Annotated in this window: 25 protein-coding genes; 11 read left to right on the plus strand and 14 right to left on the minus strand. The window is 72.5% G+C overall.

From position 1 onward, the window contains the following. The first annotated feature begins 129 nt into the window (after nucleotides 1-129). The gene (locus ACIHEI_RS22350; protein WP_396607810.1) at nucleotides 130-1,443 is read left to right on the plus strand and encodes a nicotinate phosphoribosyltransferase; all 1,314 of its coding nucleotides are present in this window, start codon (nucleotides 130-132) and stop codon (nucleotides 1,441-1,443) included. 109 nt (nucleotides 1,444-1,552) lie between these two features. After that, nucleotides 1,553-2,143: an isochorismatase family protein gene (locus ACIHEI_RS22355; RefSeq protein ID WP_396607811.1), complete on the plus strand. Its 591-nt coding sequence runs from the start codon at nucleotides 1,553-1,555 to the stop codon at nucleotides 2,141-2,143. Nucleotides 2,144-2,206: 63 nt separating this feature from the next. Here the strand turns inward: ACIHEI_RS22355 and ACIHEI_RS22360 are convergent, their stop codons facing one another. Then, on the minus strand, nucleotides 2,207-3,232 hold the full coding sequence (locus ACIHEI_RS22360) for a hypothetical protein (protein WP_396607812.1): 1,026 nt from the start codon (nucleotides 3,230-3,232) through the stop codon (nucleotides 2,207-2,209). A 316-nt stretch (nucleotides 3,233-3,548) separates the two neighbouring features. Here ACIHEI_RS22360 and ACIHEI_RS22365 point away from each other — a divergent pair, with 316 nt between their 5' ends. Continuing rightward, nucleotides 3,549-4,076: a hypothetical protein gene (locus ACIHEI_RS22365; RefSeq protein WP_387647470.1), complete on the plus strand. Its 528-nt coding sequence runs from the start codon at nucleotides 3,549-3,551 to the stop codon at nucleotides 4,074-4,076. Nucleotides 4,077-4,205: 129 nt separating this feature from the next. On the opposite strand, the gene ACIHEI_RS22370 is transcribed toward ACIHEI_RS22365, so the two are convergent. Next, a complete protein-coding gene (locus ACIHEI_RS22370) occupies nucleotides 4,206-5,087 on the minus strand; it encodes a cation diffusion facilitator family transporter (RefSeq protein WP_396607813.1) in 882 nt (293 codons plus the stop codon). A gap of 21 nt (nucleotides 5,088-5,108) precedes the next feature. On the opposite strand from ACIHEI_RS22370, the gene ACIHEI_RS22375 reads away from it, so the two are divergent. From ACIHEI_RS22375 to ACIHEI_RS22385, 3 genes are all read left to right on the plus strand, one after another. Then, the gene (locus ACIHEI_RS22375) at nucleotides 5,109-5,429 is read left to right on the plus strand and encodes a hypothetical protein (RefSeq protein ID WP_396607814.1); all 321 of its coding nucleotides are present in this window, start codon (nucleotides 5,109-5,111) and stop codon (nucleotides 5,427-5,429) included. A 249-nt stretch (nucleotides 5,430-5,678) separates the two neighbouring features. After that, complete coding sequence (locus ACIHEI_RS22380) at nucleotides 5,679-6,065, plus strand: hypothetical protein (protein ID WP_387866822.1); 387 nt, start codon at nucleotides 5,679-5,681, stop codon at nucleotides 6,063-6,065. Nucleotides 6,066-6,285: 220 nt separating this feature from the next. Then, a complete protein-coding gene (locus ACIHEI_RS22385) occupies nucleotides 6,286-7,386 on the plus strand; it encodes a DUF2332 domain-containing protein (protein ID WP_396607815.1) in 1,101 nt (366 codons plus the stop codon). Here the strand turns inward: ACIHEI_RS22385 and ACIHEI_RS22390 are convergent, their stop codons facing one another. The 6 genes from ACIHEI_RS22390 to ACIHEI_RS22415 form a co-directional block, all read right to left on the minus strand. Beyond that, nucleotides 7,387-8,052 carry a DinB family protein gene (locus tag ACIHEI_RS22390; protein ID WP_396607816.1) on the minus strand — a complete coding sequence of 222 codons (666 nt, stop codon included), beginning with the start codon at nucleotides 8,050-8,052 and terminating at the stop codon, nucleotides 7,387-7,389. 130 nt (nucleotides 8,053-8,182) lie between these two features. Next, entirely contained in the window at nucleotides 8,183-9,535 is a 1,353-nt protein-coding gene (locus tag ACIHEI_RS22395) for a S8 family serine peptidase (protein ID WP_396607817.1), read from the minus strand. Between the two features lie 131 nt (nucleotides 9,536-9,666). Next, nucleotides 9,667-11,046, minus strand: a complete 1,380-nt coding sequence (locus ACIHEI_RS22400) for a S8 family serine peptidase (RefSeq protein ID WP_396607818.1) — start codon at nucleotides 11,044-11,046, stop codon at nucleotides 9,667-9,669. 92 nt (nucleotides 11,047-11,138) lie between these two features. After that, the gene (locus tag ACIHEI_RS22405; RefSeq protein WP_396607819.1) at nucleotides 11,139-12,611 is read right to left on the minus strand and encodes a WXG100 family type VII secretion target; all 1,473 of its coding nucleotides are present in this window, start codon (nucleotides 12,609-12,611) and stop codon (nucleotides 11,139-11,141) included. A 64-nt stretch (nucleotides 12,612-12,675) separates the two neighbouring features. Continuing rightward, nucleotides 12,676-13,134, minus strand: coding sequence for a hypothetical protein (locus ACIHEI_RS22410; RefSeq protein WP_396607820.1), 459 nt, complete (start codon nucleotides 13,132-13,134; stop codon nucleotides 12,676-12,678). Nucleotides 13,135-13,273: 139 nt separating this feature from the next. Next, a complete protein-coding gene (locus tag ACIHEI_RS22415; RefSeq protein WP_396607821.1) occupies nucleotides 13,274-13,963 on the minus strand; it encodes an endonuclease V in 690 nt (229 codons plus the stop codon). Nucleotides 13,964-14,216: 253 nt separating this feature from the next. Between ACIHEI_RS22415 and ACIHEI_RS22420 the strand changes: the two genes are divergently transcribed. Next, nucleotides 14,217-14,534, plus strand: a complete 318-nt coding sequence (locus ACIHEI_RS22420; protein WP_396607822.1) for a hypothetical protein — start codon at nucleotides 14,217-14,219, stop codon at nucleotides 14,532-14,534. Nucleotides 14,535-14,679: 145 nt separating this feature from the next. Here ACIHEI_RS22420 and ACIHEI_RS22425 read toward each other — a convergent pair whose 3' ends face one another. Together ACIHEI_RS22425 and ACIHEI_RS22430 are read right to left on the minus strand one after the other, a co-directional pair. Beyond that, nucleotides 14,680-15,360, minus strand: a complete 681-nt coding sequence (locus ACIHEI_RS22425; protein ID WP_396607823.1) for an RDD family protein — start codon at nucleotides 15,358-15,360, stop codon at nucleotides 14,680-14,682. Nucleotides 15,361-15,471: 111 nt separating this feature from the next. Further along, nucleotides 15,472-17,232, minus strand: coding sequence for an RDD family protein (locus tag ACIHEI_RS22430; RefSeq protein ID WP_396607824.1), 1,761 nt, complete (start codon nucleotides 17,230-17,232; stop codon nucleotides 15,472-15,474). Nucleotides 17,233-17,593: 361 nt separating this feature from the next. Between ACIHEI_RS22430 and ACIHEI_RS22435 the strand changes: the two genes are divergently transcribed. Continuing rightward, nucleotides 17,594-18,013, plus strand: a complete 420-nt coding sequence (locus ACIHEI_RS22435; RefSeq protein ID WP_392947105.1) for an SsgA family sporulation/cell division regulator — start codon at nucleotides 17,594-17,596, stop codon at nucleotides 18,011-18,013. Nucleotides 18,014-18,052: 39 nt separating this feature from the next. On the opposite strand, the gene ACIHEI_RS22440 is transcribed toward ACIHEI_RS22435, so the two are convergent. From ACIHEI_RS22440 to ACIHEI_RS22450, 3 genes are all read right to left on the minus strand, one after another. Continuing rightward, the gene (locus tag ACIHEI_RS22440; RefSeq protein ID WP_392947108.1) at nucleotides 18,053-19,465 is read right to left on the minus strand and encodes a glycosyltransferase 87 family protein; all 1,413 of its coding nucleotides are present in this window, start codon (nucleotides 19,463-19,465) and stop codon (nucleotides 18,053-18,055) included. 463 nt (nucleotides 19,466-19,928) lie between these two features. Beyond that, nucleotides 19,929-21,311: an ATP-binding protein gene (locus ACIHEI_RS22445; protein ID WP_396607860.1), complete on the minus strand. Its 1,383-nt coding sequence runs from the start codon at nucleotides 21,309-21,311 to the stop codon at nucleotides 19,929-19,931. 17 nt (nucleotides 21,312-21,328) lie between these two features. Next, nucleotides 21,329-22,033 carry a response regulator transcription factor gene (locus tag ACIHEI_RS22450; protein WP_387647500.1) on the minus strand — a complete coding sequence of 235 codons (705 nt, stop codon included), beginning with the start codon at nucleotides 22,031-22,033 and terminating at the stop codon, nucleotides 21,329-21,331. A gap of 167 nt (nucleotides 22,034-22,200) precedes the next feature. Here ACIHEI_RS22450 and ACIHEI_RS22455 point away from each other — a divergent pair, with 167 nt between their 5' ends. The 3 genes from ACIHEI_RS22455 (at nucleotide 22,201) to ACIHEI_RS22465 (ending at nucleotide 24,326) form a co-directional block, all read left to right on the plus strand. Continuing rightward, a complete protein-coding gene (locus tag ACIHEI_RS22455; RefSeq protein ID WP_396607825.1) occupies nucleotides 22,201-22,812 on the plus strand; it encodes a hypothetical protein in 612 nt (203 codons plus the stop codon). 56 nt (nucleotides 22,813-22,868) lie between these two features. Continuing rightward, nucleotides 22,869-23,399, plus strand: coding sequence for an Lrp/AsnC family transcriptional regulator (locus ACIHEI_RS22460; RefSeq protein ID WP_392947114.1), 531 nt, complete (start codon nucleotides 22,869-22,871; stop codon nucleotides 23,397-23,399). A gap of 159 nt (nucleotides 23,400-23,558) precedes the next feature. Further along, on the plus strand, nucleotides 23,559-24,326 hold the full coding sequence (locus tag ACIHEI_RS22465) for an IclR family transcriptional regulator (RefSeq protein ID WP_396607826.1): 768 nt from the start codon (nucleotides 23,559-23,561) through the stop codon (nucleotides 24,324-24,326). A gap of 19 nt (nucleotides 24,327-24,345) precedes the next feature. On the opposite strand, the gene ACIHEI_RS22470 is transcribed toward ACIHEI_RS22465, so the two are convergent. Further along, nucleotides 24,346-25,152 carry a S16 family serine protease gene (locus tag ACIHEI_RS22470; protein ID WP_396607827.1) on the minus strand — a complete coding sequence of 269 codons (807 nt, stop codon included), beginning with the start codon at nucleotides 25,150-25,152 and terminating at the stop codon, nucleotides 24,346-24,348. Nucleotides 25,153-25,203: the final 51 nt, after the last annotated feature.

The raw sequence follows: 25,203 nt of genomic DNA on the forward strand, positions 1-25,203 counted from the left end.
GTCGACCTCGATCTTCCCCCTCGGCCCATGCTTCCATCCGAGGGACTCCGGAGCGAATCAGGGTCGTCCGACACGTGACCCCGGGGGGAAATCGTCACTCTGACGCTAAGTGGTAGTAGCATCATTCCCATGGACGCCATCACCGCGCAGCGCAGCTCCGCGCTGCTCACCGACCGCTACGAGCTGACCATGCTGCAGGCCGCCCTGCGCAGCGGCGCCGCCCACCGCCGCTCGGTCTTCGAGGTGTTCACCCGCCGCCTGCCGAACGGCCGCCGCTACGGTGTGCTGGCCGGCACCGGCCGGGTGCTGGACGCCGTGGAGAACTTCCGGTTCACCACGCCCCAGCTCGACTGGCTCGCCGATCAGCGGGTGGTGGACGAGGACACGCTGCGTTACCTCGCCGACTACCGCTTCACGGGCGACATCCACGGCTACCCCGAGGGCGAGGTGTACTTCCCCGGCTCGCCGCTGCTGACCGTCGAGGGCAGCTTCGCCGAGGCGGTGATCCTGGAGACGGTGATCCTGTCGATCCTCAACTTCGACTCGGCGATCGCCGCCGCGGCCTCCCGGATGACCGCCGCCGCCGGCGACCGCCCGGTGATCGAGATGGGCGCCCGGCGGGCCCACGAGCAGGCCGCCGTCGCCGCCTCCCGGGCCGCCTACCTGGCCGGTTTCTCCGCCACCTCCGACCTGGAGGCCGGCTTCACGTACGGCATCCCCACCACCGGCACCGCCGCGCACGCCTTCACCCTGCTGCACGACAGCGAGAAGGACGCCTTCACCGCGCAGATCGAGTCGATGGGCCGCACCACCACCCTGCTGGTCGACACATACGACCTCGCCGAGGCGGTCCGCACCGCCGTAGAGGTGGCCGGCCCCGGCCTCGGCGCCGTCCGGATCGACTCCGGCGACCTGACGCTGCTCGCCCACCGGGTCCGCCGCCAGCTCGACGACCTCGGCGCCACCGGCACGAAGATCATCGTCACCTCCGACCTCGACGAGTACGCCATCGCCGCGCTGGCCGCCGCCCCCGTGGACGGCTACGGCGTCGGCACCAGCCTGGTCACCGGCAGCGGCCACCCGACCTGCGCGATGGTCTACAAGCTGGTCGCCCGCGAATCCGCCCCCGGCGGCGAACTCGTCCCCGTCGCCAAGCGCTCGGCCGGCGGCAAGACCAGCATCGGCGGACGCAAGTGGGCCGCCCGCCGCCCCGACGCCGACGGCGTCGCCGAGACCGAGGTGGTCGGCACCGGCCCGGTGCCCGCCGACCTGGAGCCGCACCTGCTGCACGTCCCGCTGATCACCGCCGGCGAGGTGGTCGGCCGCGAACCGCTGGACGCCGCCCGCGAACGCCACCGCCGCGCCCGCGCCACGCTGCCGCTGTCCGCCACCCAGCTGTCCCGCGGCGAGCCGGTGATCGGCACCGAGCGGCACACCGGCTGAACCCTTCCGCCGCCGCCCGGCACTGCCTAGAGTGCCAACCGCCCCCGACACCACTGCGGCCGACACCCCCGGGCTTCGGACCGCACCACCCAACGAGAGAAGACCAGCCATGCACCGGGCCCTGATCGTCGTCGACGTGCAGAACGACTTCTGCGAAGGCGGCAGCCTTCCCGTCGCCGGCGGGGCCGAGGTCGCGGCCGCGATCACCGACCTGATCGCCGACTCCGCACCCGGCTACGCCCACATCGTCGCCACCCGCGACCACCACATCGAACCCGGTGCGCACTTCGCCGCCGAACCCGACTACGTCCGCTCCTGGCCCGCACACTGCGTGGCCGGCACCGAAGGCGTGGGCTTCCACCCCAACTTCGCGCCCTCGGTGACCTCCGGGGCGGTCGAGGCGGTGTTCTCCAAGGGCGAGTACGCCGCCGCCTACAGCGGGTTCGAGGGCCTCGACGAGCACGGCGGCACGCTCGCCGACTGGCTGAACGAACGCGGCATCACCGACGTCGACGTGGTCGGCATCGCCACCGACCACTGCGTCCGCGCCACCGCCCTGGACGCCGCCCGGGAGGGCTTCGCCACCCGCGTCCTGCTCGACCTGACGGCCGGCGTCGCACCCGCCACCACCACCGCCGCGCTCGACGAACTGCGCGCCGCGGGCGTCGAACTCACCGGCACCCCCGTGGTTCACGGCTGACTGAACGTCACTTCCCCGTCGAGCGGCGCCTGTTGAGTTCTTCGGACGCCAACTCCGCGCCGCTCAGCGCTCGGTGACCACCAGCGCCACCACGTCCTCGCCGCCGATCCGGTACGCCTCGGCCAACTCGCCGCCGACCGCGTCCCGTTCGGCGGCGAGCCGGGACGAGCCGACGTACACCACCCGCACCCCGAGGTACTCCATCCGGTGCTGCCCGGCCCGCACCCAGGCCGCGTCGCCCTCGCTGACGCAGCGCACCTCGGAGTCCACCTCGACCGCCACCGCCGCCTCCGGCCAGAACAGGTCCGGCACCGCGATGTACGTGCCGCCTCGCATCCGCAGCTCCGGGCCGGACAGCGGCAGCGGCAGGCCCTGCTCGGCGGCCAGCTCCCTCAGCGACGCCAGCGCCGACTCCCGCTGCGCGGCCAGCAGTTCGTCCACCGCCGCACGCACCCGCGGCTCCGCCAGCAGGCCCGCCTCGGTCAGCTCCGCCAGCAGCTCGGCCGCGCTTTGGCCGCCCTCGCGCGCCAGCGCCTCGCGCAGCACCGCCCGCAGCACCCCAGGGGCGACCAGACCGGACTCGAACGCGCCCTGCTCGGACCACTCGCGGATCGCGTCCGCCACCGCCCGGGCGACCGGCGCGCAGACCAGACCGTGCACCTCGCGGGCCACCAACTCCCGTTCGGTGCGCCGGATCCGGACCTGCCCGGCGTCCCGCAGCCGGCGCTGCCGGGGCACCAGCACGTCCACCCCGAACACCGCGGGCAGCCGCGGCATCGACACGAACCCGTACAGCGCCAGCGCCGCCGCCCCGGTGATCACCGCGCGCTCCCGGCCGCCCTCGGCCCGGCCGTTCTGGGCGGCGTACAGCAACGCCGCCCAGATCCGTTGCTCCGGGGTCGGCGGACCCTCCTGGAGCAGGTACACCCGCGGCAGCAGGCGCTGCCACGGACCGCCCTGCCGGCAGTGTTCGCTCACCAGGCGGGCCGGCACGCCGCGGGCGCGCAACTGGCTGGCCGTCACCACATTCTGCTGGCGCCGGGCGAGCTCTTCGAGAGAGGTGGGCTGCTGCGGAATCCGGTAGCTCATGCCGACAACACTCCCCCTCGCCTCCGACAGTCGACTCCATACCTGACGGTCTGTTACCCAACCGTCGTCAAACCGGGACTGCTCTGCACTAAAGTCCCCATACCCTCACCCATTCGGCGGATCGGACGTTCGAACCGTTGTCGGATCAGATCGGACTTGACGCCTACAATCCGATTTTCGGGGGATCCACACATCATTGCGATCCGGTCGGACCCGGCCGCCCACCTGCGCAATCTGACCGACCGTGACCGATCACACACGCAGCGGCACGCCCCGCGGCGTCGGCGGGCGTTCCGAATTGCCTACCATCAGGCACATGTCCCGCGACGAGTCATCCGCCCAGCGCGCCGCCAGACTGCGCCTCGGCCGCCTGCCCGGCTACGTCCGCCAACCCGATCCCGCCCGGCGCGGCGGAGAGGACGGACGTGCGTACAAGAAGGGCTGGGAAGTACGTTTCACGGCGCGCAGCGAAGAGGAGATAACCGAGATCCGCGAGCTGGTCACGGCCGCCGGGTTCGCCCCCGCACGGCCGTTCTTCAAAGGCCACCAGCTGATTCAGCCGGTGTACGGAATCGCCGCCGTACAGGCCTACCTGGCCGCCCGCGAGGCCGCCGAGGAAACCGGCCGGATCCGCCGCACCGCCGGCATCCCCGAGCAGTCGCGCCGCGAGCCCGACAGCGTGGCCGCCGCCGCGCGGGCCGCCGAAGCGGCTGCCGCCGAGGCCGCGAACGCGGCTGCGGCGCAGGCCGACGCGCAGGCCGCCCCGCAGGCCGGCGGGCCGGTCGAGGGCGTCAGGGCCGCTGTGCCGCCCGTTCGGGAGGCGGGTGGCCCCGAGGGTCACTGACCGCCCCGTACGGTCGCCAGGGAGCCCTTCTGGGCTCCCTGGGGCGGTTTTTGACGGACCGTCAGGCCGTCGGATCGGCGATCACCGCCGATTCGGCGGTCCGGCGTGCCGGTCCGCACCCGCGGTGGTTCAGACCTCCGCGGGAGCGTGGTCGATGTGCACGGTGGCCGCCAGCAGTCGGGGGACGGCGCGGATCAGCGCCCGCTCGGCGGCCACCGCCACCCGGTGACCGGCCACCACCGTCAGCGTGCGGTCCACCACCACGTCCGCCTCGGCGCGCAGCGCGTGCCCGATCCAGCGCATCCGCACCGCGCCCACCGCGCGCACCCCGTCCACGGCGGCGAGTTCCCGTTCCGCCACGTCCACCAGAGCCGGGTCGACGGCGTCCATCAACCGTCGGCCCACCTCGCGCACCGTGCCGCGCAGCACCAGCAGGATCGCCACCGTGATCAGCAGCCCCACCACCGGATCGGCGAACCGCCAGCCCAGCGCGCTGCCGGCCGCGCCCAGCAGCACCGCCAGCGAGGTCAGCCCGTCCGTGCGGGCGTGCAGGCCGTCCGCGACCAGCGCCGCCGAACCGATCCGCCGGCCGGTGGCGATCCGGTAGCGCGCCACCCACTCGTTGCCGACGCACCCCGCGACGGCCGCCACCGCCACCGCCCACAGGTGCCCCACCGGCTGCGGGTGCAGCAACCGGTCCACCGCCGTCCAGCCCGCCACCAGCGAGGACGCCGCCACCGCCAGCACCACCGCGACGCCCGCCAGATCCTCCGCCCGCCCGTACCCGTACGTGTAACTGCGGTTCGCCGCCCGCCGGCCGAGCAGGAACGCCACGCCCAGCGGGACGGCAGTCAGCGCGTCGGCGGCGTTGTGCACGGTGTCGCCGAGCAGCGCCACCGAACCGGACAGCACTGCGATCACCGCCTGCGCGGCGGCGGTCAGGCCGAGCACCGCCAGCGAGACCCACAGCGTGCGCAGGCCCTCGGCCGAGGACTCCAGCGCCGCGTCCACCCGGTCGGCGGCGTCGTGCGAGTGCGGGCGCAGCAGGTGGGCCAGGCGGTGCCCGAGACCGGTCGGGTGTCCGTGCTGGTGCCCGTGCTGGTGCCCGTGTCCGCGCTCGTCTTCGCGCCCGTCTTCGCGCCCGTCTTCGCGCCCGTGACGGTCCAGGTGCGCGTGCGTGGGTCGGTGTGCGTGTTCGTGGTGGTGCTGCCGGTTCGATGTGTGATGGTGGTCATGCCCGTGGTCCGGGTTTCGCCCGTGAAGGTGAGCCCCGTTGCCGTGTCCGCGTTCACCCATGAGGGCTACAGTGGCACACCAACTGCCTTGCAGCCACTGCCGATCTACCACCTCTGACCAGGTGCGACGCACTCGCAGCTGCGTCCTCCGAGCAACCGTCGCCGACGGCTCGTCACGCAACACTCCGCAGCGGATCCACGCCCGGGCATCTCAGCAGACTTGTCACCCACAGCACCCGCCCGAGGGCCTAGAGTGAGCGTTGACGCTCCCCGTCCGGACCCAGATCGAGAGGCAGCTGATGTGACCAATCGTCATGTCCCGGCCGCAGGCTCGGCATTCGCTGATCGGTCCACCGAACTTCCGCAGGTGTCCGTCGAGTTCGCGGCCTTCTGCGAGCTGCACGAACCGCGGTACCGGAGCTACGCCCGGGTCTGGTTCCAGGAACCCGCCGCCGCCCACCGGGTGGTCCGGCTCGCGCTGCGCGAACTGGCCGAAGTCTGGCCCGCGGTACTCGGAAGCTCCAACCCGGCCGCCGCGGCCTGGCAGATCCTGCGCGACACCGTCACCGAGCAGCACGCGCTGGCCGGTGCCGAACGGCCGCGCCCGGACGTCGACGCCGAGGAGGACCTGGCGATCCTGCACTACGTGGTCGGCCTGGCCACGCCCGAGATCGCCGACGTGGTGGGTGTCGACACCGCCAGCATCACCAGCCAGCTCCGGCAGACCCACCGGCGACGCACCACCGACTGGTGACCGGCCTCCGACACGGGCCGACGGCAGGCGCACAACGAGTGCCGCACGCCCCCGGAGTGTCCCGGCCGCCGGGACACGCTTCCGCACGCGGTCTCCCGCGTCGTCCACGCCGGTCGCACGCGCACCTTCCGTGAGCGAGATCACCGCCGACGCCGCTACCGGTCCACCCTCCTGCGGCGAAGGATGACGTCCTGTCACCCTTCGCCAGAGGAGTTCCCGAATGCCCATCGCCCATGCCGTGGCCATGTTCCGGCACCAGGCCGACGCCTGCGCGGAACTCGGCTCCCCACTGTCCGCCGCCCTGCTCCGCCGGGCCGCCGAAGACCTCGCCGAGGCCGGCCCGTGCGCCGAGGCGATCGCCGGCCACGAGGACGCACCCGGCCCGTCGGCCGTCGCGCTGCGCCTGCTCGGCGCCGTCCACGCCCTGGTGATCTCCGGCCGGGCGCCCGGTCTCGCCGCCCACTACCCGAGCGCCGGCGGCACCTTCGACCCCGCCCACCCCGACGCCCCCTGGCCCGCGTTCCGCACCACCGTCGCCGAGAACCTGCCGTGGATCCGCGAGTGGCTCACCCGCCCGCCGCAGACCAACGAGGTCGGCCGCGCCAACCTGCTGCTCACCGGCCTCGCCTGGGCCCAGCAGCAACTCGCCGCAACCGCGCCGCTGCCGGTGCGGTTGCACGAACTCGGCTCCAGCGCGGGCCTCAACCTCCTTGCCGAACAGTTCCGTTGCGTCTCCCCCGGCTTCGCGTACGGCCCAGCGGACTCCCCCGTGGTACTCACCGACGCCTGGCAGGGCGAGCCGCCCACCTGGCTGCGGGACGCCCCGCTCCAGCAGGTGGTGGAACGGCACGGCTGCGACCCGACCCCGATCGACCCGCGCTCCGCGGACGGCGCACTCGCCCTCCGCGCCTACCTTTGGGCCGACCAACTCCCGCGCCTGGAACGGCTGAACGGCGCACTCGCCCTCGCCGAGAAGCTCCCCGCCCCCGTCGAGCCGATCGGCGCGGCCGAGTTCCTCCGCGACGTCCAGGTCGCCGACGGGACCCTCACCGTGGTCTGGCACTCGATCATGCGCCAGTACGTCCCCGCCGAGGAATGGCGTTCCGTGGAAACCGAGTTGGACCGCCTTGCAGCCGCGTCGGGCCCGTCCGCGCCGTTCGTCCACATCGCCCTGGAACCCCGCCGGGTCGGCACCGGGCACCGCTTCCTGCTCACCACCCGCCTCGGCACCGGCCCCACCACGGTCCTCGCCGAAGCGATGCCGCACGGCCTGCCCGCATGGACCCTCGCGGACGGCGACCCCGCGCTCTCCGCCCTCTGATCAACTCCCCACGTGCATCACACCGGTGACGTCGTAACGGTGGTGCACCGGATCGTGGATCAGATAGCGGGCGAACGACTCCACGGTGAACCGGGCACCATCGCTGCGCAGCCCAGTGCGCGCGCGGGCGGCATCCGGCACCGCCTCGAACGACCGGGCCAACTGCTCGGCGCCGTCCGCGAGTTCCTCGGAAACCACGGCCGCCTCCTGCTCGCCGTAACGCTCCTCGACGGCCGTCGCGTCCTGGTCCCAGTTGGCGAACAGCGGGTCGTCCTCGGCCAGCATCAACTTCAACCGCACATCGAACAGCCGGAACACGTCCCGCACATGGCACGCGTACTCCAGCACCGACCACACCTCCGCCCGCGGCCGCTCCCGCAGCACCGCCGGATCACCCGCCAGCAACTCCGTCCAAGCCGCCGCATTCGCCCGAATCATGCCCGAGACCTGCTCAAACCCCACGGCCGACGTGTCCAGCCCGCACTCCGCGCAGGGGCGCTCGAGCACCCAGGTCCAGTCCTTGGTGTCAGGGATCATCATGCGCCCAGCATCGCCCGCCCCCACCCCACCCCACCAGGCCCACCACCGCCACCGACCATCGAGATCCCGCCACCCCCACCACGCCTCGCCAAGCGCAACAGCGCCCCTCCCACCGGTCTCGCTCACCTCCACCACCAGAGCCCGCCCACGCGGCACACATGAAAGTCCACATGCACACACCCCGCCACCGAACGCAGAACGGCTCCCCCACGAACGCCCTCACCGTTCGCCGGAGAGCCGCCACTGACGAGCCCACTCACCGCTGGTACGGATTCCCCCCTGCCGACGGCTGCTGCGGCGGGTACGGCGCCTGCTGCTGCGGATACGGCGCTTGCGGCGGGTAGCCCGGACCAGGCTGCTGCGGCGGATAACCATAGCCCGGCCCCCCACCAGGACCGCCCGGCCCGGCCGGACCGCCAGGCCCGCCACCGGTGCCGTTCTTGGAGCGACGTACCAGCACCACGATCACCACGATGACGATCAGGCCGAGAACACCGCCACCGACCGCGATCAGCATCCCGTTGCTGCTCTTGGAGCCACTGCTCGCCTGCGGAGTGGTGGAACCGCTGCTGGCCTGAGGCGTCTTCACAGGATCCGTGGCGCCCGCCCCCGGGGACTTTGAGGACGAACCATCACCCGAACCCGCGCGATGGAGCAGCGGATTCTCCTTCGGCCCATTGTCCACCGCCGAGTTAGGGGCCAACGCGCCAGCCGGAGACGCGATGCCATACCCGTACTGATCATTCGGGAACGGACCCTTGCCCGGCACCTGCACCGCACTCTTGATCATCCGGTTGATGACCTGACCTGCCGACAGGTTCGGGTACTTCGACCGTACCAACGCAGCGATCGCGGACACATACGCCGTGGAGTCGGACGTACCGTTCGCTGTGCCGTAGCCCTGCTTCTCGTTCGCCCGGTAGATGTTGACGCCTGGAGCTGCGAGCGTCACCTGGGGCCCAGTGGTCGACTTCGGCCAGAGGTCACCCCTCTCATCGATCGCCGTAGCCACCACCACTCCCGGGGAAGCCGCCGGGTAGCCGATCTTCAGGCTGGAATCGTTCCCGGGTGCTGCAACGAGGACAACATCCCTCTGCACGGCGTAGTTGATGGCATCCTGGTACCCAGCATCGGACTCGCTTCCTCCACCGAAGGACATGTTGATGACCTTCGCGCCGTGGTCGACCGCGTAGCGGATGGCATCGCCGAGTTCCGTTTCACTGCCAGCCTGGGAATTTTCGCCGATCCCAAGGTTAATCTTCACGGGCAGAATCTTGGCTTTGGGCGCAAGTCCCATGATTCCCGCATTATCACCATGGCCGCGCCCAGCAATAATGCTGGCCATACCGGTTCCGTGACCCTGAGTATCAGTTCGCCCGTCCTTGCCAGGGCTTGTGAAGTCAGTCCCGGAGAGAACCTGGCCGGCCAGATCGGGGTGGTTCCCAACACCGCTATCGAGGACTGCGACGATGACGTTCTCGCCCTGGCTGATCGGCCAAATCTTCTCGGCCGCACGGTAGTTCTTCAACGCCCACTGGCCATCGCGAATGGTGTCCGCAGCAGCCGGCCCAGCGCTGGCGCTGAACAGCACGGCCCCCAGCACTGCCATGACCGACCATGGCCGCGCCCCGCGTCCGACTCCCACCTTCAACTCCCCCCAGCAACGCCACAAGCGCAGCAACGAAACGGTCCCTCGACATCGGCTCACCGATATCGAGAGACCGCCAAACCACCGCTCTCTCAGCGCTGGTACGGATTCCCGCCGGCAGGCGGTTGCTGCTGCGGGTACGGCGGTTGCGGCGGGTAGCCCTGCCCCGGCTGCGGCTGACCATAACCACCAGGCTGCTGCGGCGGGTAGCCATAGCCCGGCCCCCCACCAGGACCACCCGGCCCGGCCGGCCCGCCGGGCCCGCCACCGTTGCCACCCTTGGAACGACGGACCAGCAGCACAATCACCACAATGACGATCAGACCGAGAACACCGCCGCCGACCGCGATCAGCATCCCGTTGCTGCTCTTGGAGTCACTGCTCGCCTGCGGCGAGGTCGCACTGCCCCCAGTTGGAGGGGCCTGCGCCGGAGCCGACGCACCAGGCTCGGGAGATGTCGAGGTGGTGTTCTTCGGCTGGTCGCTGCACGTGGCGCGCTTGAGCAGCGGATTCTCCTTCGGCCCGCTATCCACCTGAGGGTTGGCCGCCAGCGAACCGCTGGGAGAGGCAATACCGTAGCCGTACTGATCGTTGGGGAACGATCCCTTGCCTTCCGGCTTCGCCGCACTCTTGATCATCCGGTTGATGACCTGCCCCGCCGAAAGGTTCGGGTACTTCGACCGCACCAGGGCCGCAATGCCGGAAACGTAGGCCGCCGACTCGGAGGTGCCATCAGCCGCGGTATAACCCTTTTTCTGATTCGCGTGGTAAACGTTCACCGCAGGTGCCGCCACTGTCACCTGCGGGCCAGTGGTCGATTTCTCCCACAGGTCACCGCTCTCCGCGACTCCAGAGACTGCCACTACTCCCGGGAAGCAAGCGGGGTTCGCAATCGGGACACCAGCAGTGTTTCCAGTGGCGGCGACGAGAACTACATCCTTCTGGATGGCGTAGTTGATCGCTTCTTTGTACCCGTCCTCAGTGGACCTACCGCCGCCGAAAGACATGTTGATGACCTTGGCGTTGTTGTCAACGGCGTAATGAATAGCCTTGGAAAAGTCCGTTCCGGCGATATTTACATCGGTCTTGATCGGGAGGATCTTCGCCCTGGGGGCGATCCCCATCACACCCTCATTGTCACCGTGGCCGTGTCCGGCAATGTCACTTGCCATGCCAGTGCCGTGGCCCTCGCTGTCGCTCCGCCCGTCCGTGCCGGCGCCGGTGAGGTCAAGACCAGAAAGAACTTGCCCAGTCAGGTCCGGATGATCTGCGTCAACGCCACTGTCGATGACCGCAACGATCACCCCCTCGCCCTGGCTGATCGGCCATACCTTTTCGGCCGCACGGTAGTTCTTCAACGCCCACTGACCGTCGCGGATGGTGTCCGCAGCGGCAGGCCCGGCGCTGACACCCCACAACAGGGTTCCCGCAGCGAGCGCAGCCAGACCGCGCACGGATCGGCTGGTCGTCAAGCCTCGTCACCCCACTCGTTGAAGCGGCCGCCCCACAGACCATCGGATCTGCGGGACGGCCGGTCCTGTTCGACTGTTCTACTGACCGAACGTCATTCCACCACGTTCGGGTTGACCTGATCGCCGGATGCCCAGGTTTCCTCATCCTCGACGAGGTAGTCCGGGCGGTCCTTGCCGCGCTTCTTGTCCTTCTTGCCTGCCTGGCCGTGACCGCCCATGCCGCCGCTGTGCCCGGCACCTGCCTGGCCCGGGCCGCCGGCCTGGCCACCTGCGCCGCCCTGGCCGAAGCGGTTGCGGCCGATACCGGAACCGCCCTCGGTGAAGGCACGTCCACCAGCGGTGGCGTGGGTCGAATCGCCGATCACGCCGCCGGCCTTGCCGGCCAGGCTCCCGCCCGAACGCGCTCCGATGCCGCTACCGCCGGCACCGCCGCCACCGCCCAAGCCGCCACCGGAGCGTCCGCCAAGACCGTTGCCGCTGGCACCACCAGCACCAGCGCCACCCGGGCCACCGCTGCCGCCCAAGCCACCGGACCCGAAGGTCCCGGCCTTGGAGACGCTGTTTCCGCTGAACCCGGCACGACTACCGCCGATGCCGGAGCCGCCGCCAAGCAACCCGCCATCAGGACGGCCGATCAAGCCGCTGCCAGCACCGCCGGCTGGCCCGAGTCCACCGCCGCCGGACGGACCGTGTACGGTGCCCGCACCGCCGGTGCCGCCGATCGTCCCGGTGCCCCCACGGACGCCGCCGGTTCCACTCTGCATCCCGTCGATGCCTGTTCCTGGGCCCTTCGGCTGCGCAACCGGGTTGGCAGTCCCGCCGGAGATGCCCGCATCGGTCGGACGAACCACCGCAGGTTGCAGTTTCGGAGCCTGGGGCGTCGACCTCTGCCCGGAGACTCGGGATCCTGACGAGGATCCCGATCCCGAACTACCTTGATTCAGACCGGCACCGATACCGGCAATCATCGCCCCGAGCGCGCTGATACCACCGTTGTCCGGGGGAGCCAACTCCCGGCCGCCGTCGTCGAACCTCCCGCCCGGCGGCGGCGGCGGTGGCGGCGGCGGCTTCAGGTAGCTGGTAGTGCTCCGATAGCTGGCCGCCAACACCTGCATCACGGTGACCGCTTGCTGCTTGCGGCTGTCCGCGATAGCCGTGCGAGTGTCCTCGTTGTCGATGCCGACGGTCTGCTGCGCGCTGTCGCTGATCGCGTCGCCGACCTTGTCCCAGAAGCCGGGCTCCTCGGGCATGTCGCTCTTGGCCTTGTCGATGGCCTCCGACATCATCTGCAGCGCGTTGGCGGCGTCGTTCGAGTAGGCCGCAACGTTGTTGACGGTGTTGGCGAGCGACGTCATCCGCGAGTAGAACGCGTTGCTGGTGTCGCCTTCCCAGGTGTCGCTGGTGTCGGCGGCCGCAGTGTTCAGCGCGGTGCGGATCTGCTTCAGGGTGTCGGTGGCGCGACGCCACGGGTCGGCGGCTGCCATGACCGCGCCGGAGTCCATGGACTGGACCATCTCGCGCATCTGGCCATGGCTGTAGGAGTAGAAGTTGGTCATGTCGGTCACGTTTGGCTCCCCTCACGCCGAACAGTGCCTCGGCCGTTACCCGGTTCCGCTGTCGTCCGAATGATCACCACTGTGGCCTCGGCTCCCCGCTGCCCGCCGGAGAGACGTTTCCGGCCGGCGGCGCGGCCTGAGGTGCCGCCGAGGTGGTGCGCTGAGTCGAGGTCACGGGGCTGGGGGCCACCGTGGACCAGCCGTCACTCGCCAGCTTCAGGTGCTTGCTGGTGTCGTGCTCGTTTTCCTCGTAGTTGGTCGCGGTCCGGTCCGCGTTCCGCTGGGCCTCGTCGATCGCCTGCTGGATACCGTCGAGGACCTCCTTCAGCGCGTCCCGCATCTGGCCGTACTTGGCATGCAACGCCATGGCCTCCGCGAAAGTGCCGAAGGCCGCCGGGGCCAGCCCGGTCTGGCCGTGGACCTTCGCGCCGCCCGCGCCGTCTTCGAACTCCTTGAGCAGTCCTCGGACTTGCGCCGCGAACGCACGCAGGCTGTCGACCTCTACCTGGAAGCCCTTGCCGCCTGTGCTCATCTACTCGTACCTCCCCCGTACCTGCTGCCCGTCGGACTGCCCGCTTGCCGCCTGGGGCCTGATGGATAGTTGGCTCCAATCCATATGTCTAACACATGGAACGGCCCGTCAAAACGCCCCCTGCTGAGGGGAGGTGGAGTCAGGGGGTGGAGGCGGTGGCTGCGAGGGCCTGACGGCAGAGGGAGTCGGCGCGGCGGGTGGTTTCGGGGAGGCGGTAGGACGGGGTGAGCGCGAGGGTGACGGCGGTGGCTTCGGGTAGACCGATGCGGTGGCCGACGGAGAGGAAGACGGGTTTGACGCCCTGCCGGGTGCGGACGGCGCGGCCGACCGTCTCGGGGCCGTCGAGGAGCGGGGACCAGTCGCCGCGGTGCTCGCCGGGTGGTTCGTGGGTGAAGGTGAAGGGGGTCTTGGCGATTCCGAGGGTGGGCAGGCCGGTGTGGACGCCGAGGTGGCTGGCGAGGCCGAGGCGGCGGGGGTGGGCGAGGCCGTAGCCGTCGCAGACGACCAGGTCGGGGGTGCGGGTGAGCCGGGAGAGGGCGTCGAGGACGGCGGGGAGTTCACGGAAGGCGAGCAGTCCGGGCAGGTAGGGGAAGGCCACCCGGCCGACGGCGGTGGCCTGTTCGACGACGTCGAGGGTCGCGTAGTCGAGCAGGACGGCCGCGGCGGCGACCACGTCGCGTTCGTCGTCGTAGGCGACGTCGACGCCGGCGATCAGGGTGCCGGGGCGGCGCGGGGGTTCGGGGCCCTCGGGGACGACCAGGGGGCGCAGGCGTTCCTGTTCGGCGCGGGCGGCTTCCGCGGTGGTGGGCCAGTCGGTCGGGACGGTCACGGCGACTCCGGGCGGGTCGGAAACAGGTGGCGCGGGGCGGCCACCCACCCCGGCGTTGTCCGTGCGCACGCTATCGCCCGCCGCCGAGGGGCGGGCAACGACGGTCCGGGCCGGCAGACGTGAGCCTGTGCGCCCCCTGTGCCCCCGGTCTGCTCAACTCCCAAGGGTTAGCCTGGACTTACCGATCCCGGCCGAACAGTTCGGACCACCAAGGGTCTCTCGGCTTCCCCGTCCGCGCGAAGGGTCGACCACCATGACGCGCCTCCCCGCCCCGCAAACCGGCACCGTTCGCGCCCCCGCGCGAACCGCCTTCCGCCCCGCCCCGGCCCAGGTGAGCCGAGGCGCACTGATCGCGACGGCCACCACCGTGGCCCTGCTGGCCGTGTCCGGTGAGACGGGGGTGTGGCGGGTCGCGGTGCTGGTGGCGTTCGCGATCGCGCTCGGCACGCTGTCCGCCGTCCTGCTCACCCCTCGTCCGCACCTGCCCGCTGCCCTGAAGCCCGCCGCCCCGAAGCCGGTCGCCCGCCCGGAACCCGCACGCCGGCCCGAATACGCCAACCAGTCCCGGTAGCCGCACCACCAACAGACGGCCCGAACGCAACGACTCCCGGGCCCGCGGCAGGTCGATGGCTGCCACGGGCCCGGGGCCCAACCGAATCGAACGGCCGTCAGGACGGCCATCAGGACCGCCGTCAGGACCGCCGTCAGGACGGCCGTCAGGCGGTGGAGACCACCACGGTCTTGGCGGCCTTGTCGTGGATGCACTGCCGGTAGGGCTTGTCGAAGACGCCGAACAGGCCGTCGACGGGCCACCAGAGGCCGCCGCAGCAGATCAGCGCGGGGGCGACGAAGGTGGCGGCGCGGGTCCAGGCGGCGCTGGAGGACGGGGACGAGCCGTCGGCGAGCATCGCGACGCGGACCTTCATCAGCTTCTTGCCGAGGGTCTGGCCGTCCCGGCTGAGCATCAGGCCCTGGTAGACCAGGAAGAGCCCGTAGCCGAGCCAGGCCGAGCCGACCCAGCCGTCCTGCCGGGCGAAGCTGACGAACGGCAGCAGCACCAGGATGGCGATGCCCTCCACCAGGACCCAGTCGACCACCGTGGCGAGGATCCGCGCGCCCCAGCTGCCGAGCGGGGGCATCCCGGGGACGGGGCCGGGGCCGGGCGTGCCGTAGGGCGAGCCGTACGGGCCGCCGGGGGGCGGGGTCTGGCCGGGCGGGGGGCCGTCGCCGGGCGGCTGGTTGTTGTAGGGGGAGCCCGATCCGGGCGGCGCACCGTACTGGCCCCCGTAGCCGGGCGGCGTGTCGTAGGGGCTGTCCGCCGACGGCGGCTGCTTGTCGAAGGAAGGCTTGCCGCCCTCCTCCTCCGGCTCGGTCCCAGAGGGGTCGTTGGCGCTCATGCCCCGAGTAGAACACCGCAATTACTGCGCTGTTGGGACATTTTCGACGTTTCTGTCCGTTTTGGCGGCATGCGACGAGACCCGCCTCCCACCGTGGCGGCGCGTCGGCTCTCAGCGCCGCGCCACCCGCACCACCCGGGTCCGGGCCGCCCGGTCGTGCCAGCCGCGTCGGGCAGGACGGTCCAGCAGCGGCGTGAACAGGCCCAGCAGCAGGACGGTGCCGAGCCCGCCCACCAACCAGCGCAGCAGCGAACGCCCGAAGCCGGGCGGGCGGGTGCTTCCCGCGGCGACCACCCGGATCCGGGCCAGCCGCTTGCCGAAGGTCTGGCCGGTCCGGGCGACCGGCAGCACCTGGTACAGCAGCGCGAACAGCACCAGCACCCCGAGCACCACGGCCAGCCGGCCCAGTACCACCTGGTCCAGCAGCCACACCTGGTGCTGACGTCCGGTCAGCCGGGCCGCCAGCTGCGCCTGCTCGATCTTCTTCCGGACGTGCTCCGAGACCGTGGCCGCCATCGGCACCGCGACGGCCGCCCCGACCACCAGCGTCACCGCCCCGTCCACCAGCCACCCGAACGCCCGCGCCGCCAGCCCGGCCGGGACGGGCGCCGGAACGGCCGGCCGCCGCCCCTCGCCACGCGCGCCGGCGGCACCGACACCGCCGCGCACCTGTGCGGCAGGGCGTTCCTCCACCTGGGCAGCCCTCGGCGGGCGCACCCGCTCACTGGTGACGTGCGCCACCCGCGGCTCCCGCGCGGCCCGCTCCACCAGCGACGACTGTGACGACGATGGCGACGACGGCCCGCCGGCCGGCACCTCGCCGGGTGCCCCGTCGACGCCCCAGGACACCCGCCGCGGCGCCTCCCCGGTGTCCATCAGGCCCCGCTGCGCCCGCGGATCCGCCCGCCAACCCGAACCGGCAGCCGACTCGGCGGCCCGCACCTCCTCCACCGGAGCCGGAGCCGAAGCCGAAGCCGACACCGGAGCCGAGGACGCACTCGCCCCGCGCAACGGCTCGGGCGCCGACCGCTCGGCGGCCACCCGCTCGTATGCCGGTCGCGGTTCGTACAGCGACGCCGGCCCGGCCGACATCCCCACCGAGCCGTCACCGCCCGGCCCTCCCCCGGCAACGGCACCGCCGCCGCCTCCGCCCCCGCCCCCGTGCCAGGGCGTCCCACCGAGCGGCTGGGCGGGCCGCGGCGCGGCCTCCTCCACGACCACCGGCTCCGGCACCCGAACCTCGGGCTCGACCGCGATCTCGGCCTCCGCCCCCGCAGCGAACCCCTCCCGGACCTGACGCACCGGAGCACCCACCGGCGCCCGCCCGCGCTCCTGCGCCTCCCGGCCCGTCCCGCCGCGCCGGGGTGCCACGACCGCCGCCTCCGGGACGGACACCGGGCCCAGCCGCAGTGCGGCGGCGGTGGCCCAGGATTCGGCGGCGGCGGGCTGCAGCCCGTTGCCGGTGACGGCCCAGGGCGCGGGTCCGACCCGGTCGAGGCCCCGCACCTCGGCGGCGGCGGGCGCGGCCTCGACCGGGTCGGGGTGGGCGGGCATGTTGAAGGCCGTGTGGGCGCCGGTCTCGTCGAGGTAGATGGGGCCGGTCTCGATCAGCGGGCCGGCGGGTACGGCGGGGACGAGGCCGGGCGGGACGCTGTAGGGCGGCGGGCCGATGTAGCGGGCGACGAAGCGCGGGGGCTGGAGCTGTTCGCCGGGGGCGGGGGCGGCCCGGCTGGTGCCGGGGACCCAGGCGTGGCCGGCCCAGTAGCGGACGAAGCCGGGTACCGAGGGGTCGGGGTAGTAGCCGGGTGTTCCGGCATCGGCGGGCACGGTCGTGCCGAGCATGGGTGCTGCGGTGGGGGGCCGGTCCGTCATTGCCTCTTCCTTCGTACCGGCACCGCGGCGTGCAGGTGTGCGGATGTGCGCAACAGGGCCGCGGGCGGAGAGTCGCCGGGCAGTCACAAAGGGTAGCGCCTGGAGGGGTCGGGCCCGCCGGGTTCACCGGATCTCGTGGAACCGGTGGTACGGGACGGACTCGAGTGGTAGGGCGCGAGTCCGGTGCGCCGGACGCCCGTCGCCCCGTCCGGAACAACCGGGGCGGCGGGGAAAAGGTTCTGCGGAAAGTCCGCCGGAAAGTTTCTCGGAAACCCGTGTAAGAGTGCGCGGCACCGCCGCTCTTTCCCTGCCGTGGGGCCGATCGGCGGCCTCACGCGTGGAGGCGAGAGGGTGAGCGGCCGTGGCCGGACAGTCGACCGGAGTGGTGGAGCAGGAGCTGCAGTTGGAACTGGTGCTGTCGCCGGAGCGCAGCGTCGCGGTGCCGGCGCGGTTGTCGTACGGGAGCCACGACCCGTTCGCGGTGTACGTGACGTTCCACCTGGACAGCGGGACGCCGGTCACCTGGGTGTTCGCCCGTGAGCTGCTGGTGGAGGGAACGTTCCGCCCGTGCGGCCAGGGCGACGTGCGGATCTGGCCGACCCGGGCGGGGCGGCGCAGCGTGCTGTGCATGGCGCTGAGCTCGCCGGCGGGCGACGCGCTGCTGGAGGCGCCGCTGCCGACCGTGGCGGCGTGGCTGGAGCGGGCGCACCGGCTGGTGCCGCCGGGTGCCGAGCTGGAGGCGATGGACCTGGACGGCTCGCTCGCCGAGCTGCTGGCGTGACGGCCCGCGCCGGGTCCGCTTCCGGGCCGGGCGGGGTGTTCAGCGGGCGGCGGGGGCCTTCTGAGTGTCGGCGCTGCCGAGCCCGTCGGGGCCGGTGCGCGGGGCGGGGAGGCGGACCGGCGGGGCGCCGGCGGCGCGGCGGCGGGAGTGCACGCTGACGGCGGCGACGGCCAGGAAGCACAGGCCGAGCAGGGGGTAGACGGAGGCGGGTGCCTGGCTCAGGGCGGGCAGTTTCTGGTCCAGGTCGCCCTTGTGCGGGATGATCCACATCGCGAAGGAGAGGAAGCCCAGCAGGGTGAGGCCGAACACGATCCGCCAGCGGTGGCGCCGGCCGGCGCCGGGGCGGGAGCGTTCGTGGGCGGCCTCGGCGGCGAGCAGCACCAGCATCGGCACGCACCACACCCAGTGGTGGGTCCAGCTGATCGGGGAGATCAGCACGGCGGTGACCGCTGCGGCGCACACACTCCAGGCTTCGGCTCGGGGCGACCAGCGGGCGCTGCGGTGGGCCCAGACGGCGATGGCCAGGCCGCCGACGGCGACCAGGGCGGCGAGCGCGGTGGCGGGCAGCCCAGGGTTCTCGGTGTGCAGCAGGCGGGCGGCCATGCCGCTCAGTGACTGGTTGTCGACGATGACGGTCTTGCCGACCCGGGTGGAGTCGAACAGGTACTTGGTCCAGAAGCCCCAGGTGGCGTCGGGCAGGACCAGCGCGCCGATCAGGAAGGTGCCGAGGAACGCGCCGGCGGCGACCAGTGCGGCCCGGATCCGGCCGGTGATCAGCAGGTAGACGGCGAACAGGCCGGGGGTGAGCTTGATGCCGGCGGCCAGGCCGATGGCGATGCCCTTGGTACGGGCGTGGTCGGGGCGGGTGAGGTCCCAGAGGATCAGGCAGGCCAGGGCGAGGTTGATCTGCCCGTAGCGCAGGGTGGTGAAGACGGGTTCCAGCCAGACGCCCAGTCCGGTGATCAGGATCACGCCGATCGGCCGCAGTTCGCGGCGCGGCCAGCCGACCAGTTTGAAGGACAGGTGGGCGAGGGTGGCCAGCAGTAGCAGGTTCCCGACGGTGACGGCCACCCGCAGGAACGGGACGCCGAACCAGGTGGTCGGCACGAACAGCATGGCGGCGAACGGCGGGTAGGTGGCGGGCAGGTCCCACTTGGTGACCCGCAGCGCGTACAGGTCCTGGCCGTGGGCGACGGCGGCGCCCTCGGCCCGGTAGACGAGCATGTCGACCATCGAGGTGCCGACGAGGTGCCGGACGATCGCGTAGCCGAGCAGCGAGACCAGGGCGATCGCCGTGGCGGTGCGCAGCTGCCGCCGGGGGGCGGCGCGCAGGGCGGCGGTGATGTCGGCGAGCAGGCGGGCGGGTGCGGTGAGGGCGCGCTTCCAGGCCTGAACGGGTGATTGTTCGGGTCCGCCGGAGGATGTGGCGCGCTCTGCTTGCACCGTGGTCACTGTGTTGCTCCGTCCGCCGTCGACCTGTGCTGGGCCAGCAGCCGACACTACCCGACCGTCCGGTTCATGCCACCGGTCGCGGTCACGGCGGTCTTGATCGTCCGGGCCGGGCGGTTCGCGGTCGCCCCGGGCTCCCCTCCGGGGGCCTGCCCTGCGGTCACGGGGAAGTGTGACGGTGCGAGCGCGGCCCCGGCCCGGGGCGACCCCTTGTTCAGGTGCCGCACCTGGTGATCGGTCGGCCGACGCGGACGGCGGGCGACCTGCCGCCACATGCCGTGTGGGCGGCCCGCCGATGTGTGGTGATCGGCGTGCGCCCGACCCTAGCCGGGCGGGCGGGCCGGATCGGCGCGGCCGGGGCGGCATCAGGCGCCGCTGAGGAGGTACTAGGGAGTACTTAAGGAAGAGGAGCGACACCGAGCTGTCGCCCCCGCGGTAACAGCTGCTGTGTCGGGTCATCGGTCCGTCAGTCCTTGCGGATCAGCCGGCCGGGGCGGCGCCGTTGCTGGCGCGGCAGTTCGACTTGGGTGCGGGTGTTGAGCCGCACCGCGATCTGGGCGCCGCCGAGTGCGGCGGAGCGGCCGAGGGTGACGTCGCCGCCGGTGCTCTCGGCGAGTTTGCGGACGATGTCCAGGCCGAGGCCGGTGGAGCCTTCGCCGCCGTGGCCGGCGCCGCGGCGGATCTCCGGGGCCGGGTCGGCGAAGCCCGGTCCGGCGTCGCCGACCAGGACGGTGACGCCGTCCTCGTCGGCGGTCAGGTCGACGGCGAAGGCGGTGCCGACGGCGGTGTGCCGGAACACGTTGCCGAGCAGCGCGTCGACGGCGGCGGCCAGGTCGCCGCGCTGCACGGGCACGGGTGCCGGTTCCTGGTCGCCGGCCAGCTGCCAGGGGCGGCCCTCGTCCTCGGCGAGGGCGGACCAGAAGGCTACGCGTTCGCGGATCACTTCGACGGCGTCGCAGCCGAGCACGACCGGTGGGGCGTCCACCGGGTCCCGGCGGGCGCTGCGGATGATCTGGTCGACCTCGCGTTCGAGGTGCGCGACGGCGTGCCGGGTGGCGTCGGCGGCGTCGCCGGCGCCGAGTGCGGCGGCGTTGAGCCGGAGCACGGTGAGCGGGGTGCGCAGCCGGTGCGAGAGGTCGGCGGCGAGTTCCCGTTCGGCGGCGAGCAGGTGGACGACGCGGTCGGCCATGGCGTTGAACGCGTAGGCGGCCTCGCGGAGCTCTTCGGGTGCGCCGGCCGCTTCGGGGCCGTCGACCGGGACCCGGACGGTGAGGTTGCCGGAGCCGAGCGTGCGGGCGGCGGTGGCGAGGCGGCGGGCGGAGCGGACGATCCGGGCGCCCATCCGGTCGGCGACCGCGACGGAGACCGCGACCAGGGCGAGCGCGACGCCGGAGAGCACCAGCCAGGCGGTGCCGACGCCGCGCGACAGATCGGCGTCCGGGACGAACACCTCAACCATGGCGACCCGGCCGTTGTCGACGGCGACCGGCTGGAGCAGGGCGTAGCCGCCGGGGGTCCGCAGGGTACCGGTCCGCGCCCCGCGGCTCGGGTCCTCGGTGGGGCCGAGCTGCCCGGCGTCGACCCGGCCGCGGCCGACCACCTGGCCGCCGGGCAGGTGGACGGCGAGGCGGTCCTGGGCGCCGGCCTCGGTGGAGGCCAGGGCGCGGGCGACGGCGTCCCGGTCGGTGGTGATGGCGAGCGCGGGTCCGAGCGCGGCGGCCTGCCGCTGGGCGGCGGTGAAGGCCCGGTCGCGGGCGGTGTGCTGGACGACCAGGCCGAGCGGGATGAGGAACGCCAGCGCGACCATGACGGTGCCGGCGATGGCGGCCTTGACCATCGCCCAGCGCAGCGAGCGGAGCAGGCGCTTCATGTCGTGCACCCGACCGGTTCCGAGGGCGCTTCCAGCCGGACGCCGACGCCGCGCACGGTGTGCAGGTAGCGCGGGCTGGAGGCGGTCTCGCCGAGTTTGCGGCGCAGCCAGGACAGGTGGACGTCGATGGTCTGGTCGCCGCCGTAGGTCTGCCGCCACACCTCGGCGAGGATCTCCTTGCGCGGGACGACCACGCCGGGTCTGGCGGCGAGGAAGGCCAGCAGGTCGAATTCGCGCCGGGTGAGGTCGAGGCGTTCTCCGTCGAGCAGGGCCTCGCGGCGCTGCGGGTCGATGGCGAGGCCGCCGACCCGCAGGATTTGAGGGGCCATCAGGGAGCCGCCGCCGAGCCTGCGCAGGACGGCGGCCATCCGGGCCGTCAGGTGCTCGCCGGAGAAAGGTTTCACCAGATAGTCGTCGGCGCCGTCGTTCAGCAGCCGGACGATCTCCGCCTCCTCGTCACGGGCCGTGGAGATGATGACCGGTACGTTGGTCAGTCCGCGGATCATCTTGAGCGCCTCGCTGCCGTCCAGATCGGGCAGGCCCAGATCGAGGATCACCAGGTCGCAGCCGACCTGGGCGACTTCGCGCAACGCCTCCAGGGCGGTGCCGACGGAGCGCACGGCGTGGCCGGAGTCGGCCAGATGGCGGATCAGGGCGGAACGCACAAAGGGGTCGTCCTCGACCACAAGCACTGTTGCCATGGGGCTGCACGGTACGGCATCCCGACCAACTGGTCTGTACCTTGGGTGGCCCGAACGGGTCCGGCCGGCGCCTGACGGATCCTCTGGAGCCGTGATCCGCAAGCTTGCTGAGGAATGACCGGGGCACTGACCTGCCCGTGACCCGAGTACGGCAGGATGGGCCCGCGATGCGGAGCGGATGGGTTCAACTGGGCGCCTGGACGGCGGCTACCGGGGCGGCGGTGGCGCTGTCCTGGCTCGGTGTGCACGCGGTGCTCGCCGACACGGTGTACGAAGGGCCGGTGGCGCTGCCCCTGCCGTCGACGGTGTCCTCGCAGCCGGGGCCCGCGGTGACGGTGCCGCCCGCACCCTCGGCGACGGGCGCCCTGCCGCCCGGCCCGGACGGCCCGAGCGGCTCGACCGCCCCGCACCCCGATCCGGACCCGGACCCGAGCGCGACCCAGGGCCCGAACCAGAACCCGAACGCGGGCCCGAATCCGAGCCCGGGCCAGAGCCGCGGCCAGCCCTCCCCGTCCCACAACAGCACCATGACGGCCCGCACCTCGCCGAGCCCGACCGGGACGGTGCACAGCTACCTGATGCCGGGCGGCCGGGTGGCGGTCGATCTGCGGGAGCACGACGCCGAGTTGGTGTCGGCGACCCCCGAGGCGGGGTGGGCGATGCAGGTCTGGCACGGCGACCAGTGGATCCGGGTCCTGTTCAGCAAGGACGACCGGGTCTCCCAGGTGTACGTGACCTGGAACGGCTACCAGCCCGACGTACAGGTCGTCCCGGGCTGACGACACCGGACGCGTCGCCCGGCGGGGGCTGACGGGCGGGCCGTGCCGACCCCACAATGTCGGTCGACGCCCGCACCACCGAGGAGCCCGCCGTGCCCCCGCAGCCCGATGCCATCGACGCGCTGGACGGAAAACTGATCCGGCTGCTCGCGGAGGAGCCGCGGATCGGGGTGCTGGAGTGTTCGCGCCGCCTGCAGGTGGCGCGCGGCACCGTGCAGGCCCGGCTGGACCGGCTGCAGGCGCGCGGGGTGATCGGCGGGTTCGGCCCGCAGGTGGACCCGGCGGCGCTGGGCTACCCGGTGACGGCGTTCGCGACCCTGGAGATCTCCCAGGGCCAGGGCACGGACGTGCGGGCGCACCTGGCGGCGGTGCCGGAGGTGCTGGAGCTGCACACCATCACCGGGCAGGGCGACATGCTGGTGCGGATCGTGGCCCGGTCGAACGCGGATCTGCAACGGGTGATCGACCGGGTGGTGTGCTTCGACGGGATCGTCCGGGCGTCCACCGCTATCGCCCTGGAGAACCCGGTGCCGTTCCGGGTCCTGCCGCTGGTGGAGCAGGCCGCGGGGGTGCCGGACGGGGCCTGACGGCGGGTCGGCGGGGCCGTTCTGGCGTGTCCACGGGTGACGGCGGGCGATTTTTGGCATATGCCTAGGGCTCATGTACGCAGTCAACGCCGTCATCATGACCCCCGGGGCCATCCCCTCCCAGGGCCGGCCGGCCGCCCGCACCCCCCGGGCACCGCGATGAGGCGGGTCACCCCGGCGCCCACCCTGATCACCTCCGCGCAGCGCGCCCTGCGGCTGCTGGAGGCGGCCGCCCAGCACCCGACCGGCGCCACCGCCAAGCAGCTCGCCCGGGACACCGGACTGGCCCTCGGCACCACCTACCACCTGCTGCGCACCCTGGTGCACGACCAGTACCTGGAGCGCCGGGAGGGCCGGTACCGCACCGGCCCCGCGGTGTCGGGGCTGAGCGTGGAAAACCGGCTGGACGGGCCGGAGGCCGGGCGGATCCGGCTGGACCGGGTGCTCGGCCGGATCGCCCACGAGCTGAACGCGGCCGTGCACTACGCCCGGTACAAGGACGGCGAGGTCGAGCTGGTCGCCGCCCGGGCCGCGCCCGGCGCCGCCACCGTCGATCCGGCGAACTTCCGGATCGCCGCGCACGCCCACGCGAGCGGCAAGACCCTGCTGGCGCTGCTGTCCGCCGAGGAGCGCCGGGCGCACCTGGCGCGCCACCCGATGGTGCCGTTCACCCCGTACACCCTTCGCGAGCCGTCCCAGCTGCCGCTGCTGCCCGGGCCGGGGCCGCAACGGGCCGCGCCGATCACCCAGTACCAGGAGTACCAGCTGGGGGTGGTGGGGGCGGCGGTGCCGATCGTGCTGGGCAGCGACCTCGCGGCGGTCGCGGTGGCACTGCCCGCCTCGCAGGCGCACCGGCTGACGGCGGTGGCCGAGCAGCTGCGGGCCCGGGTCGGCGAGGACCTGGCGACCGCAGCGTTCGGCGTCTAGGCCGGGCGTCCGGGCCGGATCAGCAGTGCGGGACGGCGCCGCCCTCGCGCACCGCCTTGAGGGCGGCGATCGACTCGGACAGCGTGTCCACGGGGACGAGCTGCAGCCCGTCGGGGGTGTTGACCTGGCCCTGCGTGCACTCGCTGCGCGGCAGCAGGAACACCGTGGCGCCGGCGTTGCGCGCCGCCTGGGTCTTGAGCGGGATGCCGCCGACCTGGCCGATCCGCCCGTCCGCGTCGATGGTGCCGGTGCCGGCCACGTCCCGCCCGCCGGTCAGGTCGCCGCCGTTGCCGTCGCCGGCGATCTTGTCGACGATGCCCAGGGCCAGCATCTGCCCGCCGCTCGGTCCGCCGATCTCCCCGAGCCGGATCTGGACGTTCACCTGTTCGGGCGACAGGTGCAGGTAGTTCAGCGCGGCCATGGTGGCGCTGTCCTGGGACTGCGTCATCTGCTGCTGCGTCGCCTGGTTGGCCTTGTTCGGGTCGGTCTGCGGGTAGACCTCTTCGGTCGGCACCACCGCCCGCTTCGGGTCGACCCAGGACGCCAGCGAGTCCCACAGGGTGTTGCGCTGGCCCGGGCCGGTCGCCTCGACGGTCACCACCCGCAGCTGCCCGGAGGTCTGCCGCTGCGCCGCCCCGCTGATCGTGATCACCTGGGTGCCGTCGTACACGCCCAGGGTGTCGGCGGTCCGGCCCGGCGATTCCACGGTGAAGGGCAGCGGCGTGAACGCGGCCACCGCGAACAGTGCCAGCACCGGCAGCGCGCACAGGGCGAGGGCGCGGCTGCGCGGGGCGGTCAGGGCCGTGGGCAGGTTCTGGAGAGGCACACCCCGCATCCAAACACACCGGGGCGGCCCCCAGGGACGGCCGCGCGGATC

The sequence above is a fragment of the Kitasatospora sp. NPDC051984 genome (genome assembly GCF_044593455.1).
GTDB lineage: Bacteria > Actinomycetota > Actinomycetes > Streptomycetales > Streptomycetaceae > Kitasatospora.

What these genes read in the sequence shown, in the direction of transcription:
- ACIHEI_RS22350 (WP_396607810.1), top strand. Translation starts at nt 130, where the DNA reads ATGGACGCCATCACCGCGCAGCGCAGCTCCGCGCTGCTCACCGACCGC.
- ACIHEI_RS22355 (WP_396607811.1), top strand. Translation starts at nt 1,553, where the DNA reads ATGCACCGGGCCCTGATCGTCGTCGACGTGCAGAACGACTTCTGCGAA.
- ACIHEI_RS22360 (WP_396607812.1), bottom strand. Translation starts at nt 3,232, where the DNA reads ATGAGCTACCGGATTCCGCAGCAGCCCACCTCTCTCGAAGAGCTCGCC.
- ACIHEI_RS22365 (WP_387647470.1), top strand. Translation starts at nt 3,549, where the DNA reads ATGTCCCGCGACGAGTCATCCGCCCAGCGCGCCGCCAGACTGCGCCTC.
- ACIHEI_RS22385 (WP_396607815.1), top strand. Translation starts at nt 6,286, where the DNA reads ATGCCCATCGCCCATGCCGTGGCCATGTTCCGGCACCAGGCCGACGCC.
- ACIHEI_RS22395 (WP_396607817.1), bottom strand. Translation starts at nt 9,535, where the DNA reads ATGGCAGTGCTGGGGGCCGTGCTGTTCAGCGCCAGCGCTGGGCCGGCT.
- ACIHEI_RS22410 (WP_396607820.1), bottom strand. Translation starts at nt 13,134, where the DNA reads ATGAGCACAGGCGGCAAGGGCTTCCAGGTAGAGGTCGACAGCCTGCGT.
- ACIHEI_RS22420 (WP_396607822.1), top strand. Translation starts at nt 14,217, where the DNA reads ATGACGCGCCTCCCCGCCCCGCAAACCGGCACCGTTCGCGCCCCCGCG.
- ACIHEI_RS22425 (WP_396607823.1), bottom strand. Translation starts at nt 15,360, where the DNA reads ATGAGCGCCAACGACCCCTCTGGGACCGAGCCGGAGGAGGAGGGCGGC.
- ACIHEI_RS22430 (WP_396607824.1), bottom strand. Translation starts at nt 17,232, where the DNA reads ATGACGGACCGGCCCCCCACCGCAGCACCCATGCTCGGCACGACCGTG.
- ACIHEI_RS22450 (WP_387647500.1), bottom strand. Translation starts at nt 22,033, where the DNA reads ATGGCAACAGTGCTTGTGGTCGAGGACGACCCCTTTGTGCGTTCCGCC.
- ACIHEI_RS22455 (WP_396607825.1), top strand. Translation starts at nt 22,201, where the DNA reads ATGCGGAGCGGATGGGTTCAACTGGGCGCCTGGACGGCGGCTACCGGG.
- ACIHEI_RS22460 (WP_392947114.1), top strand. Translation starts at nt 22,869, where the DNA reads ATGTCGGTCGACGCCCGCACCACCGAGGAGCCCGCCGTGCCCCCGCAG.
- ACIHEI_RS22465 (WP_396607826.1), top strand. Translation starts at nt 23,559, where the DNA reads ATGAGGCGGGTCACCCCGGCGCCCACCCTGATCACCTCCGCGCAGCGC.